The organism is Slackia equolifaciens, assembly GCF_003725995.1.
Taxonomy (GTDB): Bacteria; Actinomycetota; Coriobacteriia; order Coriobacteriales; family Eggerthellaceae; genus Slackia; species Slackia equolifaciens.
In genome coordinates this window covers 37,582-52,169 of the sequence record NZ_QIBX01000001.1, presented here as the reverse complement: position 1 = coordinate 52,169, position 14,588 = coordinate 37,582, and the positions used below count along the sequence as shown (strand labels likewise).

At 61.8% G+C, this 14,588-nt stretch carries 13 protein-coding genes; all 13 read left to right on the top strand.

Annotation, left to right across the window (positions count from 1 at the left end; translation table 11 throughout):
- The first annotated feature begins 463 nt into the window (after window positions 1-463).
- The 13 genes from accB (at window position 464) to DMP06_RS00145 (ending at window position 14,510) form a co-directional block, all read left to right on the top strand.
- Window positions 464-2,332 (top strand): acetyl-CoA carboxylase biotin carboxyl carrier protein, encoded by a 1,869-nt coding sequence (accB, locus tag DMP06_RS00200; protein ID WP_123207737.1) that lies wholly within the window; start codon window positions 464-466, stop codon window positions 2,330-2,332.
- A gap of 3 nt (window positions 2,333-2,335) precedes the next feature.
- Entirely contained in the window at window positions 2,336-3,679 is a 1,344-nt protein-coding gene (gene accC, locus DMP06_RS00195) for an acetyl-CoA carboxylase biotin carboxylase subunit (RefSeq protein ID WP_123207736.1), read from the top strand.
- 548 nt (window positions 3,680-4,227) lie between these two features.
- On the top strand, window positions 4,228-4,578 hold the full coding sequence (locus DMP06_RS00190) for an Asp23/Gls24 family envelope stress response protein (protein ID WP_123207735.1): 351 nt from the start codon (window positions 4,228-4,230) through the stop codon (window positions 4,576-4,578).
- A 38-nt stretch (window positions 4,579-4,616) separates the two neighbouring features.
- Complete coding sequence (gene nusB / locus DMP06_RS00185) at window positions 4,617-5,216, top strand: transcription antitermination factor NusB (protein WP_123207734.1); 600 nt, start codon at window positions 4,617-4,619, stop codon at window positions 5,214-5,216.
- A 3-nt stretch (window positions 5,217-5,219) separates the two neighbouring features.
- Complete coding sequence (locus tag DMP06_RS00180) at window positions 5,220-5,432, top strand: exodeoxyribonuclease VII small subunit (protein ID WP_123207733.1); 213 nt, start codon at window positions 5,220-5,222, stop codon at window positions 5,430-5,432.
- Between the two features lie 68 nt (window positions 5,433-5,500).
- Window positions 5,501-7,390, top strand: a complete 1,890-nt coding sequence (gene dxs, locus DMP06_RS00175; RefSeq protein WP_123207732.1) for a 1-deoxy-D-xylulose-5-phosphate synthase — start codon at window positions 5,501-5,503, stop codon at window positions 7,388-7,390.
- 328 nt (window positions 7,391-7,718) lie between these two features.
- The gene (locus DMP06_RS00170; protein ID WP_123207731.1) at window positions 7,719-7,961 is read left to right on the top strand and encodes a hypothetical protein; all 243 of its coding nucleotides are present in this window, start codon (window positions 7,719-7,721) and stop codon (window positions 7,959-7,961) included.
- A gap of 597 nt (window positions 7,962-8,558) precedes the next feature.
- Entirely contained in the window at window positions 8,559-9,308 is a 750-nt protein-coding gene (locus DMP06_RS00165; RefSeq protein WP_123207730.1) for a TlyA family RNA methyltransferase, read from the top strand.
- Window positions 9,309-9,311: 3 nt separating this feature from the next.
- The gene (locus DMP06_RS00160; protein ID WP_123207729.1) at window positions 9,312-9,710 is read left to right on the top strand and encodes an MmcQ/YjbR family DNA-binding protein; all 399 of its coding nucleotides are present in this window, start codon (window positions 9,312-9,314) and stop codon (window positions 9,708-9,710) included.
- 565 nt (window positions 9,711-10,275) lie between these two features.
- Window positions 10,276-10,446: a hypothetical protein gene (locus DMP06_RS11380; RefSeq protein WP_161957761.1), complete on the top strand. Its 171-nt coding sequence runs from the start codon at window positions 10,276-10,278 to the stop codon at window positions 10,444-10,446.
- 227 nt (window positions 10,447-10,673) lie between these two features.
- Window positions 10,674-11,762: a DUF917 domain-containing protein gene (locus DMP06_RS00155; protein WP_123207728.1), complete on the top strand. Its 1,089-nt coding sequence runs from the start codon at window positions 10,674-10,676 to the stop codon at window positions 11,760-11,762.
- Entirely contained in the window at window positions 11,755-13,323 is a 1,569-nt protein-coding gene (locus tag DMP06_RS00150) for a hydantoinase/oxoprolinase N-terminal domain-containing protein (RefSeq protein WP_123207727.1), read from the top strand. The genes DMP06_RS00155 and DMP06_RS00150 overlap by 8 nt, the downstream gene beginning before the upstream one ends.
- A 101-nt stretch (window positions 13,324-13,424) precedes the next feature.
- Entirely contained in the window at window positions 13,425-14,510 is a 1,086-nt protein-coding gene (locus DMP06_RS00145; RefSeq protein WP_123207726.1) for a DUF917 domain-containing protein, read from the top strand.
- Window positions 14,511-14,588: the final 78 nt, after the last annotated feature.

The window sequence follows — 14,588 nt, the reverse complement described above, 5'->3', positions numbered from 1 at the left end:
GGAGTTCCCATTGCGCCGGCTTATCCAGCCGGCGCTTTTTTTGCATAGGGGAAGGCGCTGCGATACGGTGCGTTTCTCTCACGCCGAATCTTCTCACGAAGGCCCCCAACTGCTCATTCGATTGAAAAATGACCAGGGTGCAGAAATCGAATCGTTCCGTGTAGTGTTACTGTGCCGTTGACCGGCGTGCGCCGGGTCTCTCTCGACAAGCATACTATCGCGCGATATAGTGCTTTAGTGCATTAAAGCGTGCAGTTTTGTCGTAGAAACTTAGAACGTCAAAGTAAATGCTTGATGCATTCCCTATAATATGACGCTCGTATGACTGGGGCGATTTCGCTCGCGGTGTCTTACGGAGGCCATCGCTCTTGCTTTGCGCGGGGCGCTCTGCCGGCATCGCAGGGAGCGGCGGGCTCGATTGGCCTGCTGCTCGATCGCGTTCGCTCGAAGAGAGAGGTGAAGCATGCCCGGTTTGCAACTCATGGATACCACCATTCGCGATGGCCAGCAAAGCCTGTGGGCCACGCGTATGCAGCTTGGCGATATGCTGCCCATCCTGCCTAAGATGGACAAGGTAGGCTATTGGGCGGTAGAGGCTTGGGGCGGTGCCACGTTCGACACCTGCCTGCGCTTCCTGGACGAAAACCCGTGGGAGCGCCTGCGTGCCATAAAGTCGCATATGCCTAACACCGATCTGGCCATGCTCTCGCGCGGTCAGAACCTGGTGGGCTATAAGCATTACTCCAAAGACATCGTGAATCACTTCATCGCGGCTGCCAAGCGCAACGGCATCCACGTGTTCCGCGTGTTCGATGCGCTCAACGACATCCGCAACGTGGTGGACAACGCCGAGGCGATCAAGGCGTGCGGCGGCTGGTTCGAGGGCGCTATCTCCTATACGGTGTCGCCCGTGCACACGCTCGACGGCTACCTTGAGTATGCTCAGCAACTGAAGGATTTGGGCGCCGACTCCATCGCCATCAAAGACATGGCGGGTATGCTCACGCCCTTCCGTACCGAGCGTCTGGTGAAGGCCCTCAACGCCGAGATCGGCCTGCCCGTGCACGTGCATTGCCACTACGTGGGCGGCATGGCTCCCATGAACATCGTCAAGGCCGCCGAGGCAGGCGCCATGATCGCCGATACCGCCAGCGCTCCTTTGGCTTTCGGCAACAGCCACCCTGCGGTGGAGACCATCGTGGCCGCTTTGCAGGAGAGCCGCTACGACACCGGCTACGATCTTGACTTGCTGTTCGAGATCGCCGATTACTGGGAGGAAGTGCGCAAGCGCGGCCACTACAAGCGCGGCGTGTCCAGCCTGACCCACATGAAGGTGTTCTCGCACCAGGTGCCTGGCGGCATGATGTCCAACCTGATCGCGCAGCTCGAAATCCAGAACGCGCTCGACCGCGTGGACGAGGTCATGCGCGAGATTCCGCGCGTGCGCGCCGAGGTGGGCTATCCGCCGCTGGTGACCCCCATGAGCCAGATCGTGGGCACGCAGGCGGTCATGAACGTGCTCACCGGTTCGCGCTGGAGCCTGGTGTCCAAGGAGATGAAGGACTACCTGTGCGGCTACTACGGCAAGACTCCGGGTCCTGTGGATCCCGCCATCTACAAGAAGGTTGTGGGCAATTCCGAGACGCTTCCGCCCGATGTGTCGCCGGCGTCTCTCGCCACCACCACCTACGAGCAGGTCAAGCAGGAGATCGGCGATCTGGCCACCTGCGAAGAAGACGTGCTCATGTACGCAATGTTCCCCAACGAGGCGCGCACCTTCCTGTCGAAGCACCGCGCCACCGAACGTGTTGATTTCCTGCTGGAGCGCGAGTCCAGCCAGGCCAAGGAGGATGATTACGTGGATATCAATCAGATTCGCGAGCTGGTGAAAGTCGTCGAAGAGTCCGGCGTAGGCGAGATCACCGTGGAGGAAGAGGGCGTCCGCATCAACGTGCGCATGCCCGGCGTGGCCCCCGTTGCCGCAGCGCCTGCTGCCGCCGTGGCTTCTGCCGCCGCTCCCGCCGCAGCGCCCGCGCCTGCTGCCGCCCCCGCTCGTCCCGCCAACTGGATTGAGGTTTCCGCGCCTATGGTGGGCACGTTCTACACCTCTCCGGCTCCGGGCGAGCCTCCGTTCGTCAAGGTGGGCGACGAGGTTGCCGCTGGCGAGACCCTGTGCATCGTCGAGGCCATGAAGCTCATGAACGAGATCGCCGCTCCGCAGATGGGCACCGTGCGCGAGGTGTGCCTGGAAGACGCCACCCCGGTGGAGTTCGGTACGCCGCTGTTCTACATCGAGCCGCACGGCCAGGCTGATGCGGGCGAGGGGGAATAGAACGTGTTCGATAAGATTCTGGTAGCCAATCGCGGCGAAGTGGCGCTTCGCATCATGCGCGCCGCCCGCGAGCTTGGCGTGAAGACGGTGGCCGTGTACTCGGTGGCCGATAAGGACACGCTGCCCGTGCGCTACGCCGACGAGGCCGTGTGCATCGGCCCCGCTCCTGCGGGCAAGTCGTACCTCAACATGTCCAACATCATCGCCGCAGCCGTGACCACCGGCTGCCAGGCGGTGCATCCCGGTTACGGCTTTTTAGCCGAAAACGCCGATTTCGCCCGTGCCTGCGCCGAGAACGACCTCGTGTTCATCGGGCCTTCTCCCGAGTGCATTGAGCGCATGGGCAACAAGGCTGCGGCCCGCGAAACCATGACCGCCTGCGGCGTGCCCACCGTGCCCGGCTCCGACGGCGTGGTGGAGCGCGTGGAAGACGCCCGTGCCTTCGCCGATCGCGTGGGATATCCCGTGCTCATCAAGGCGTCTGCCGGCGGCGGCGGCAAAGGCATGCGCGAAGTGCATAAGCCCGAGGAGCTGGAGAGCGCCTTCACGGCCGCGCGTGCCGAGGCCCAGGCGGCTTTCGGCAATGGCGACGTGTATCTGGAGAAGCTCGTGCTGCGTCCGCGCCACGTGGAGATTCAGGTGCTCGCCGATGACTTCGGCAACCAGGTGGCTCTGTGCGAGCGCGACTGCTCCATTCAACGCCGCCACCAGAAGCTGCTCGAGGAGGCCCCGTCGCCCGCCCTCAACGACCAGCTGCGTCGTGACATGGGCGTGGCGGCCGTCAAGGCCGTGCGTGCGGTGGACTATCGCAACGCGGGCACCATCGAGTTCTTGCTCGATGAGTCCGGCAAGTTCTACTTCATGGAGATGAACACCCGCGTGCAGGTGGAGCATCCCGTAACGGAGCAGATCACCGGCGTCGACATCATCAAGGAACAGCTGCGCATTGCGTCTGGCGAGCCTATGAGCTGCGCGGGTCAGGCTCCGTTCAGCCCGAACGGCCATGCCATCGAGTTCCGCATCAACGCGGAGGATCCCGAGCACGACTTCCGTCCGTGCCCCGGCAACATCACGCGTTTCGATGTTCCTGGCGGCCCCGGCGTGCGCGTGGAGAGCTATATTCAGGCTGGCTCCACCATCTCGCCGTTCTATGACTCCATGGTGGCCAAGCTTATCGTGTGGGGTAAGGATCGCGAGGAGGCCATCGCTCGTGGCCGTCGCGCCTTGGCCGAGTTCAAGATCGAGGGCATAGCCACCACCATTCCGTTCCATCAGAAGGTACTGGAGACCGATATCTTCCAGAAGGGCGAGGCCCGCACCGATTTCATTGAGGTAACGGGACTGTAAGGGATTGCGCCGGCTTACCAGCCGGCGCTTTTTCGTTTGAGACGCTGCGGCGCTGCGGGCGTTGAGACGCTGCGGCGCTGCGGGCGGCTCCCGCACCGAATCTTCGCGCGTTCCCATGAGCTTGCGCACGAAGCACGCGGTGTCCCCGGAACCCACGAATTTCCGATGCGGAAGCCGCCCTTGCTGTTCCACTCGTGTCTCGCAGTCTTGTCTTGTGGTTCTGTCAGGCTAGGCAAGAGCGTACAAACGCCGCTCCGTTCGGGGCGGCGTTTTTCTTGGGTTTAGGAAATTCCGTCGATGAGACGTGTGACGGCGGGTTTCGCTTGCTTTGCGCTACAATAACTGGATACACAAAGGGCGAGCAACGTGCGACGCGCTTTTCACGCTTCGCGGGCTTGCGCTTCCGGCCGGGCGACGGGCCGGGAAGGCTTCCGATGGGTCTATGCGGGAAGGCTTCCGGTCGGGTTTTCGGTCGGGCACTATCCAAACAAGACGGCGCGTGCGCCAAGGCGCCCCGGCAGCGGGGCGGCGAAAGAGGAGGAACGTTCATGAGCGAAGAGCTGTATGTAGACGGCCTGGGTCTGGCCCCCGGAGTCATGGAAACCATCATCGCCATCGCCGCGCGCGACGTGGAGGGCGTAGCGAGCGTCGGATCCTCGAGCTTTTCTGGGCTGCGCTCGCGTTTTGCCGCCAAGCCTGCCGGTGCGGGCATCGACGTGCATATGAACGAGAGCGAGGGCATCGAGGTGGCTGTGCATATCGACGTGTACTACGGCCAGCCTATCCCGCAGGTTGCCGCCGCCGTGCGCCAGGCCATCGCCGACGCCGTGACCACGCAGGTGGGCTTCTCCATCGCGTCCATCGACGTGTACGTTGACGGCATCCGCTTCGCCGACTAGATCGAACCAAACATTTCAATCATTAAGGACTGTCTTTCATGGCTAAACGACATGAGCGTACGCTCGCGCGCCGCAGCGCGCTGCAGGCGCTGTACCAAAGCGAGATTCTGGGTGTTCCCGCCGACAAGGTTTTGGAGGAAAACCTCCTTCCTGAGGAGGCGGGGATGGATGATTACGCGCGTTCCCTTGTGATGGGGGTGGCTTCGCACGCTGCGCACATCAACGCCGCAATCAGCGGACGCTCCCAGAACTGGGCCATCGACCGCATGCCGGTGGTCGATCGTTGCGTGCTGCGCCTTGCCGTGTACGAAATGAGCTACGTGGACGATGTACCCGTTTCGGTCGCCATCAATGAGGCGGTTGAGCTTGCCAAGGAGTTTGGCGGCGAGGACGATTCTCATCGTTTCGTGAACGGCGTGCTGGGCCGCATCGCGCGCGATATGGAGGGCGGCTCCGAGGGCAGCGCCTCCGATGCGGCGGTCGAAGAGGCCGCCGATGCGCCGTCGACTAAGGCCGAGACAGAATCCGAGGCGAATCCCGCGGACGAGCCCGTCCGTGCTGCCGAATCCGAACTCGGCGCGGTTTCCGACCAGGGTGATTCCGCGTCCGAGGCCGTCGAATCGTCGAAGGGCGAATAGCGCATGGATGCCAAGACCGAAGAAACGTTCGCCGGCATTCGCGATCGACTGGAAGAAATCGCGACCCAGGTAAAGGGCGACGACGTGCCGTTGGATGCCGCGCTCGACTTGTACGACGAGGCGGTCAAGCTCGGCATGAGGGCGACGGAGCTTTTGGAGTCCATGAACGGCGAGCCCGAGCCCGCTGTCGATTCTGACGGCGAAGGGCGCGAGTAGGCCCCGTCGCATTACACGTAAGATGCTTATCCGGCGAGGCAGGCGCCGGCCGTGAGAAAGCAGGGACTATGGAACATCGTATCCTTGACATGATCGAATCTCCCGCAGATCTGAAGGTTCTCACCGATGAGGAGCTGCAGATTCTTGCGTCCGAGATTCGCGAGCAGATCATCCGCACGACGTCCAAGACCGGCGGCCATGTGGCGCCGAGCTTGGGTGTGGTGGAGCTGATTCTTGCGTGCCATAGCGTCATGAACTGCCCTCACGACAAGCTGTTGTTTGACGTGGGCCATCAATCGTATGCCCACAAGCTTGTTACAGGCAGGCTCAAGGATTTCGATACGTTGCGCCAATACAAGGGCATCTCCGGCTTTCCCAAGGCAACCGAGAGCCCCTATGATGTACATCCTTCGGGCCATGCATCCGACTCGGTGTCGGTTGCGCTGGGCTTGGCGCTCGCGCGCGATTTGCGCGGCAGCGACGAGAAGATCGTGACCATCATCGGCGATGCGGCTCTTTCGGGCGGCATGGCGTTCGAGGCGCTCAATCATGTGGGCCAGGCGCAAACGCCTATGGTCATCATCCTCAACGACAACGAGATGTCCATCTCTCGCAACGTGGGCGCGCTCGCCAATTACCTGGGGCACAAGCGTGCATCCAAGTCATACACGCGCACGCGCGACCACATCCAAAGCGCGTTGGAGTCGCGCGGCGGATGGGGCCAGGGACTGGTGGATTTCGGGCGCAACGTCAAAGACTCCATCAAGCAGATGGTCATCCCCGATGAAATGCTGTTCGAGCAGTTGGGCATTCTGTGCACGGCACCCATCCCGGGGCATGACATTTCCGCCATCAAGCGTACGATGCGTGTGGTGCTTGAGGCCGACGGCCCCGTTCTTATGCATGTGGTCACCAAGAAGGGTGCCGGTTACGCGCCTGCCGAGGCGCACCCCGATGTATTCCACGGCGTGAGCCCGTTCGACATCGCAACGGGAGAGGTGAAAAAGTCGTCGTCGGCTGCGCCCAAGTATACGAGCGTGTTCGGCAAGGCGCTGCTTGCCGAGGCCGAGCGCGATGAGAGCATCGTGGCCATCACGGCTGCCATGAAAGACGGCACGGGCCTTGCCCCATTCGCCGAGAAATTCCCCAACCGCTTTGTTGACACCGGCATCGCCGAGGAGCACGCCGTGGGCATGGCGAGCGGCCTTGCCATCGCCGGCATGAAGCCCGTGGTCGCCATCTATTCGACCTTTATGCAGCGCGCGGTTGACCAGGTGATTATCAATAACGCCCTGCCTAAGCTGCATACGGTGTTCTGTCTCGACCGTGCGGGACTTGTGGGCGATGACGGCCCTACGCATCACGGCGTGTTCGACATCGCGTACATGCGCATGATTCCGCACATGAAGGCTATGGCGCCGTCAGATGAGGCGGAGCTTGTGCATATGCTGCATACGGCGCTTGCCCTTGATGGCCCGGTTGCGCTGCGCTATCCGCGCGGTGAGGCCCGCGGCGTAGAGCTTCCGAGCGAGCCTCGTGTGCTCGAGGTGGGCAAGTCGCGCACGGTGCGCGAGGGCAACGATGTGGCCATTCTGGCATTCGGCCGCATGGTGCAAGAGGCCGAGGGCGCGTCGGATATCCTGGCGGCTGAGGGCGTCGGCGTGCGCGTGGTGGACATGCGCTGGATCAAGCCGTTCGACGAGGCGGCCGTGCGAAAAGCGGCGCTCGAGTGCCGCCTGGTGTGCACGGCGGAAGAGGGCGTGATCGAGGGCGGTATAGGCGAAGGCATTCTTGAAGCCTTGGCCGAGCGTCCGCCCGAGAAAGTGCCGCCGCTGCTTGTGTTCGGCATTCCCGACAAGTTCGTCCAGCAGGGCAAGGTGGGGCTGCTCCATAAAGAACTGGGCATCGATGCCGAGGGCATGGCGCGCCGCATTCGCGAAAAACTGGCAGAGCTGTAGGCTTCTCGCATTTGTGCAATACTGGCGCAGCTGTGGGCTTGCCTCGTTCGCGAAAAACTGGCTGAAATGCGGGATTTGTCAGGCTGCTGGGCGGTGCCCGTCAGCTAGTTAGGTCGCAGGGCGGTGCCCGTCGGCTGGTCGAACCGCGGGGTGGTGCCCGTCGGTTAGTCGAACCGCGGGGCGGCACCCATCAGGCGATTTGCCGAGTCGCAGAAGCGCTTTGGGCTACGGAATTGTGCGGGGCTGCGGGGCAGTGCGTTTTGAGGGAGTTGCGGTTATCGCCGGGAGATCCCATTTCTGAAAAATGCACGTTTAGAGAGATTCTGCCATGCTGGTGTTGAAAGTTGCACGTTTAGCGAGATTCGGCAATGCCATTGTTGAAAAATACGCGTTTAGCGTTCTTCCGAATGCCTCTCAAAGCGAGTTTAAGTTCGGCGTACGGAGACGACTGCCCATAATGCCTGATGGGCGCTTTGCGATAAAAGACTCTCTCGAGAGAATATTCGCGAGAGCCAAAATCAATCTCGCTAAACGTAACTTTTTCAACATGGAGATGCCCGAATCTCGCTAAACGTGACTTTTACAACAGAGCGATGCCGGGTCTCGGCAATCCAGCTCCGGCGTACGGCTTCAATCGCTAGGACTGATGATTTTACGTAAGAGAGCGGGCGATGCCGGGGTCTCCTTTTGCGTAAGAGGGCGGGTAATGCCGGGTCTCGCCAATTCAACTCCGGCGTATCCGAATTTACCCAAGCGTGCGTTTTCGGCATGCGATCCGTCTCCTTGGGTTATGCATGCATGAGCATATGCGAATGCATCGCATACCTGGGCGGTGTGGCGGTTATATCATTGTCGTTATGCATGCGTGCATGTATGCTCGTCCGCCCCTCCTGGTATGTCGCTGAGCGTTCGGTTGTTTTGCTGCGGTCATGTACTGTGCTGCTCGTGGGATACGGCGGAGAGCTGACGGCTGTTTGGCCTCTTACCACGGTCAGGTTCGCAGCGACCGTTCATTAGGAGATTCGCTGCTCTTCCCCCTATGAAAGCCTGCGCGGAGCGTTACGTCCGTTCATTAGGGGAGAATCGTCTATGAATGCTTGCCGAATTGAGGGAGGCGCGATTTAATGAGAAAGCGAATGTACGCTCAGGACATGATGGGACAAAGACGATGGGGACGAGCCTAAAAAAGAAGAAGATGCGCCTGGATGACCTCCTGGTCGAGCTGGGCTATTTCCCCGATCGAGGCGCCGCCTTGCGCGCCGTGCTTGCGCACGAGGTGCGGGTGGACGACGTATACCCTACGAGTGCGGCGGTGCAGGTGCGCCCCGATGCGGATGTGTTTGTTCGCGGACAAAAGCAGTTCGTGAGCCGTGGCGGGCACAAGCTGCAGGGCGCGCTCGATGCGTTCGGGCAAAGCGTTGCGGGGGCACGTTGCATCGACATCGGCAGCTCCACTGGTGGGTTCACCGATTGCTTGCTGCAGGCGGGCGCGGCAAGCGTGGCGTGCGTGGACGTGAACTACGGGCAGCTGGCGTGGAAGCTGCGCGAGGATAGCCGCGTGAGTGTGTTCGAGCGCACTAACATCAAGTCGGCGGCGCCTGAGGAGCTGGGTGCCCCCTTTGACGTGCTGGTGGCGGATCTTTCGTTTATCGGCCTTGCGGGGCTTGCTCCTACGTTTGCCGCGCTGTGCGCACCGGGAAGCGTGCTGCTCGCCCTGGTGAAGCCCCAGTTTGAAAGTGCCCATGACGAAACCGACCGCGGCATAGTGCGAGATCCGGCGGTGCGCGAGCGCGTGGTGCGCGAGGTGGAAGAGGCCCTGCGTACGGCTGGCTTCGCTGTTGAAGGTGCGGTAGAAAGTCCTATCAAAGGCGCAGAGGGCAACGTGGAATATCTGGTCAAAGCAGTATTCGAGGGATAGACGATGGATTTCTCGGTGATTGATGCGCGGCTGCTTTCGCATCCCGGGGCAAGTAAGGCGTTTCAGCCCAAGTGGGGTTGGTGGTGCTACTGGGTGGGCGGTAAACAGTTTGCTTGCGAGTTCACGGTTGGCCCTGATGTGGACCGTCCGTATGCGGGGCGTCACATGGTGTCGCTCAAATGCGACCCGGCATGGAGCGAACGGCTGCGCGAGCAATATCCCGACGCGATTTTCCCTGCGTATTATTCCGATGGCCGAACCTGGATTTCAGTCGATTTGGATGCGGTGGGCAGGGCGTTTCCCGAGGATTTGCTCTTTGAGTTGTGCGACCACAGCTATGCGCTGGTATTCGCTAAGCTCACGAAGAAAATGCAGCGTGAAATTGCAGGGTCTTCAGAATAAGGGACGAAGTTGCGAGGCCCTGCATCAAAGGCGGCCCCGCATTTATGCATGCGGGGCCGTTGGAGGGGCGATATGTAACAAGACAAAACGCCTGGTCGGAGTCCGCTACGGGGCTGCTTACGCCTCCTGAGCGTATTCCACCATGTGGCGCGCAGCTATGCGGCCGGATGCGTCTAGCCTATGTTCTAAAGTGCGGGCGGTGAATTTTGGCAATCGCACGAAAAAACGTGCGCGGACCACGCAACTCTCGAGAAAATCAGGTTTTCCGCGCTCCTCGCTCCTACGCGGCACGCTCGGTTGCCGCGCAAGTCGCGATGAGGGCGTATTTGCGGAGAGGCGCGTGTTCGTCGGGCGCGCGTTAGTCGAGCGTTTTGACCGCGGGCTACGGCGGAAAGACCCGGGAGCGCTGCGGCGAGGTATCATGTTCGAGGTACTCCCTTATGGGCGGGCGCGTCGTTAAGCGGAAGCATGGCGGGCGCGTCGTTATGCGGAAACACAGCGGGCGCACCCTCGTTCGAAAGAGGGATATTGTGGGCGTGCTTGCCTTTGGCGAGAGGAGGGCATCATGAGGGTGTTCGGCATTAATCCGGCGGAGTATTTGTTCGTAATGCTGCCCATGCTTATCTTCTGGCTTGTCGTTTTGGCCCTCATCGGCCTTGTGCTGTATTGGGTCATTCGCAAGGCGGTGTGTGCCGGCATGGAGGATTTTGAGAAGAAGAAGGCCGAGAAGCGGTGAAATGCGACCGTCGCGCCCAATGTGGCGCTCCAATGCGCTAAAGTATCATCTATGCGAGAAACAATGGGGTCGCGTGTGTTTGCGGCCCCGTTTTCGTATGGCGGGCGCGCGGCTTAACGCGCCCCGAGTCACATCGAACGCGAGGTGTTATCTCGCGACGGCCTCGGCTTGCAGGGCGGTTGGCGGCCGCGCTCCAACCGGGGCGAAACCACGTTAGGAGGCGGATCGTGCGAAAGATCGGCAAACGCGAAGTGGAGGACATGGCGGTAGGCGCCGCCGTCCTCGCGTCGGGCGGAGGGGGAGACCCCTACATCGGCAAGCTGATGGCCCTGCAGGCCATCGACGAGTACGGCCCGTTCGACATGATTACGTTGGACGAGCTGGACGACGACGCCTGGGTGTGCGGATCGCACATGCTGGGCGCTCCCACCGTACTGGTGGAGAAGGTGCCCAACGGCCGCGAGGGCGTGGGCGCCGTCGACGCGCTGGAAGAGCGCTTCGGCCGCAAGTTCGATGCCATCATGCCGCTTGAGGCGGGCGGCCTCAACTCGCTTCTTCCGTTCCAGGTGGCGGCGGCCAAGGGCGTGCCTATCGTCGATTGCGACGGCATGGGCCGCGCGTTCCCCGAGCTGCAGCATGTGACCTGGTCGCTGTTCGACATCCCCGCATGCCCCGCCGTGGTGTGCGACGAGAAGGGCGACGTGGTCACCATCGATGCCGTGGACAACGCCTGGGCGGAGCGACTTGCGCGCAACGTGGCCATCACCACCGGCGGCAGCGTGTTCATGGCCGACTACGCCATGACGGGCGCCGACGTTAAGCGTTGCTCCATTCCCGGCACGTCTACGTATTGCGAGGTCATCGGTCGCACCATTCGCGAATGCCAGGAAAAGAACGTAGACCCCGTACCCGAGATTCTGGAATTCCTGGGCGCCTACGAGCTGTTCCGCGGTAAGCTGGATGACGTGTCGCGTCGTACCGAAGGCGGTTTCGCGCGCGGCTATGCACACTTCCAGGGCATCGACGCCTATCACGGCAAGGAATGCGAGCTCCGTTTCCAGAACGAGCATCTGCTGTGCAAGTCCGGCGACCAGATTCTGTGCAGCACGCCCGACCTCATCGCCGTGCTCGACATCGAGACGGCGCTGCCCATCACCACCGAAGGCATGAAATACGGCGCCCGCGGCGTGGTCATCGGCATTCCCGTGCACAAGCATTGGCGCAGCGAGCGCGGCCTGAAGATCGCCGGCCCGCGTTACTTCGGTTACGACTTCGATTACGTGCCCGTCGAGGAAAGGGTGAAGAACAATGGCTAAGCAATGGCGCATCGGCATCGACGTCGGCGGCACCAACACCGACGCCGTGGTGCTTGACGATAAGCTCAATCTGGTGGCGGCCGTGAAAAGCCCCACCACTGAAGACGTGATGGGCGGCATCCGTAACGCTATGGCAGCCGTGCTCTCCGATCCGGCGGTCGACCGCAGCCAGATCGGCTACGCCATGCTGGGTACCACGCACTGCACCAACGCTATCGTGGAGCGCAAGAGGCTCGACCGCGTGGCCGTGATTCGCATCGGTGCGCCGGCGACGGCCGCCATCAAGCCCATGATTGACTGGCCCGCCGACCTGCGCAGCGCCATCAACGACCAGTGGTTCCTCGTGCAGGGCGGCCATGAGTTCGACGGCCGCGAGATTGCACCGTTCGACGCCGACGAGGTGCGTCGCATCGCCAAGGAGGTCAAGGGCAGCTGCGACAGCGTGGCCATTTCCAGCGTGTTCTCGCCGGTGGATGCAAGCCACGAGAAAGCTGCCGCGCAGATCATGCGCGAGGAGCTGGGCGAGGATTTCCCCATCTCCATTTCCAGCGAGATCGGCAGCGTGAGCCTGCTTGAGCGCGAGAATGCCACCATCCTCAATGCCGCGCTGGTGAACGTGGCCAAAACCACGTCCGAGAGCTTCATCGCTGCGCTCGACGCCGAAGGCATCAAAGACGCCGAAATCTACCTGTGCCAAAACGACGGCACGCTCATGAGCGCCGAATACGCCATGCGTTACCCCATCCTCACCATCGCGTGCGGACCCACCAACTCCATCCGCGGCGCGAGCTTCCTTACGGGCCTCAAAGATGCCGTGGTGGTGGACATCGGCGGCACCACCACCGACTTGGGCGTGCTGGTGCACGGGTTCCCGCGTGAGAGCATGCTGGCGGTTGAGATCGGCGGCGTGCGCACGAACTTCCGCATGCCCGACATCATCTCCATCGGCTTGGGCGGCGGCTCCATCGTGCGCCGCCATGAGGATGGCACTGTGACCGTGGGTCCTGATTCGGTGGGCTATAAGGTAACCGAGAAGGCCTTGTGCTTCGGCGGCGATACGCTGACCGCTACCGATATCGTGGTGGCGCGCGGCATGGCGCCCGGCGTGGGCGATCCCGAGAAGGTCGCGTTCCTCGCGCCTGATCTTGTGGATAAAGCCTTGGCGTGCATGGTCAAGATGGTGGAGGACTGCATCGACCGTATGAAGACCAGCGCGGGCGACATCGACGTGGTGCTCGTGGGCGGCGGAAGCATTCTGATGCCCGATTCGCTCGAGGGCGTGGCGCAGCTGAAGCGCCCCGAGAACTTCGGCGTGGCGAATGCCGTGGGCAGTGCGATTTCGCAGGTGTCCGGCCAGATTGAGCGAGTGTTCTCGCTGGATAAGCTTGGTCGTGCCGAAACGCTCGAGGTGGCTAAGGGCTTGGCTCGCGACGAGGCCGTCAAGGCGGGTGCCGACCCCGATACCATCGAGATCGTCGAGGTGGAGGACGTTCCGCTGGCGTATCTGCCCGGCAATGCCACACGTGTGCGCGTGAAAGCGGTAGGCGATTTGCGTATCTAGGAATAAAAAGCGGCGGGTCATATGTGCCTGCCGCATTTTCAGGCCGAGATGCTTTAGTGCTATAGCGCATTAAAGCATTACGATTGCTAATCGAGGAAATCATGAGAAAACTGGGAACGCAAGAGGTCGAAGACATCGCGATGGGCGCGGCGGTCATGGCGTCGGGCGGCGGTGGAAACCCGTACGTGGGCATCCTTATCGCTAAGCAAACTGTGGCAGAATTTGGCGAAATCACGCTGCTTGAACTTGATGAAGTGCCCGATGACGCGCGCGTTGCCGTGTCTATGGGCCTGGGAGCGCCTACGGTGCTCGTAGAGAAGGTGCCCGCGGGCCCTGAGCCCGAGTATGCTCTGGAAGCGCTTGAGGCCGAGGTGGGGCACACGTTCGACGCGCTGCTGCCCTCCGAGGCGGGCGGCTGGAACTCGCTGCACCCGATGCTTCCCGCTGCGCGCCGTGGCATTCCGCTGCTCGACGCCGACGGCATGGGGCGCGCGTTCCCGGAGCTGCAGATGGTCACGTGGTCCATGTATGGACAGAGCGCAAGCCCTATAGGCGTGGCGGACGAGCGCGGAAATCGCCTTCTCATCAAGACCGATGACAATAAGCGCGGCGAGGATTTGTGCCGTGGGGCCACGGTTGAAATGGGCGGGAACATCTCGCTTGCGTGCTACGGCATGAACGGAGTGCAGGCGAAGGCCCACAGCGTTGCGGGTACGTACACGCTGTGCGAAAACGTGGGGCGCATCCTGCGTAAGGCGCGCGCCGCGCATTCAAACGACGCATCCGAGCTCATGGAAGCTTTGCGCGCGGTGGAGCTTTTCCGCGGCAAGGTGCAAGATGTGGAGCGTCGCACCATCGGAGGCTTTGCGCGCGGCGTGGCGCATCTGGAAGGCTTCGATGCCTACAAGGGAAGCGACATGCATGTGCGATTCCAAAACGAGTTCCTGATCGCTGAGGTGGACGGCGTGCCCGTGTGCACCGCCCCCGACCTCATTGCCATGTTCGATACCGAAACGCTCACGCCCATCACGGGCGAGTCTCTCAAGTATGGCTGCCGCGCGCTGGTGCTCGGCATTCCTTGCGCGCCGCAGTGGCGCACGCCCGAGGGCTTGGCGGTTGTGGGCCCCGCCGTCTTCGGCTACGAGGGCGTGGAGTACATCCCGGTAGAGGAAAGGGCAGGGCGATAGGCCTTGCGGTGAGCGAGGGGCGCCGCTATCGCTATCGTTTTGCAGGTTTAGCAAACTCCATAGGAGAGGGGGGCCGTT

Bases quoted from the DNA above. Each gene is read 5' to 3' on its own strand.
- DMP06_RS00145 (WP_123207726.1), top strand. From the start codon at position 13,425: ATGAGAAAACTGGGAACGCAAGAGGTCGAAGACATCGCGATGGGCGCG.
- nusB (WP_123207734.1), top strand. From the start codon at position 4,617: ATGGCTAAACGACATGAGCGTACGCTCGCGCGCCGCAGCGCGCTGCAG.
- DMP06_RS00150 (WP_123207727.1), top strand. From the start codon at position 11,755: ATGGCTAAGCAATGGCGCATCGGCATCGACGTCGGCGGCACCAACACC.
- DMP06_RS00160 (WP_123207729.1), top strand. From the start codon at position 9,312: ATGGATTTCTCGGTGATTGATGCGCGGCTGCTTTCGCATCCCGGGGCA.
- DMP06_RS00165 (WP_123207730.1), top strand. From the start codon at position 8,559: ATGGGGACGAGCCTAAAAAAGAAGAAGATGCGCCTGGATGACCTCCTG.
- DMP06_RS00180 (WP_123207733.1), top strand. From the start codon at position 5,220: ATGGATGCCAAGACCGAAGAAACGTTCGCCGGCATTCGCGATCGACTG.
- DMP06_RS11380 (WP_161957761.1), top strand. From the start codon at position 10,276: ATGAGGGTGTTCGGCATTAATCCGGCGGAGTATTTGTTCGTAATGCTG.
- dxs (WP_123207732.1), top strand. From the start codon at position 5,501: ATGGAACATCGTATCCTTGACATGATCGAATCTCCCGCAGATCTGAAG.
- accB (WP_123207737.1), top strand. From the start codon at position 464: ATGCCCGGTTTGCAACTCATGGATACCACCATTCGCGATGGCCAGCAA.
- DMP06_RS00170 (WP_123207731.1), top strand. From the start codon at position 7,719: ATGCTGGTGTTGAAAGTTGCACGTTTAGCGAGATTCGGCAATGCCATT.
- DMP06_RS00190 (WP_123207735.1), top strand. From the start codon at position 4,228: ATGAGCGAAGAGCTGTATGTAGACGGCCTGGGTCTGGCCCCCGGAGTC.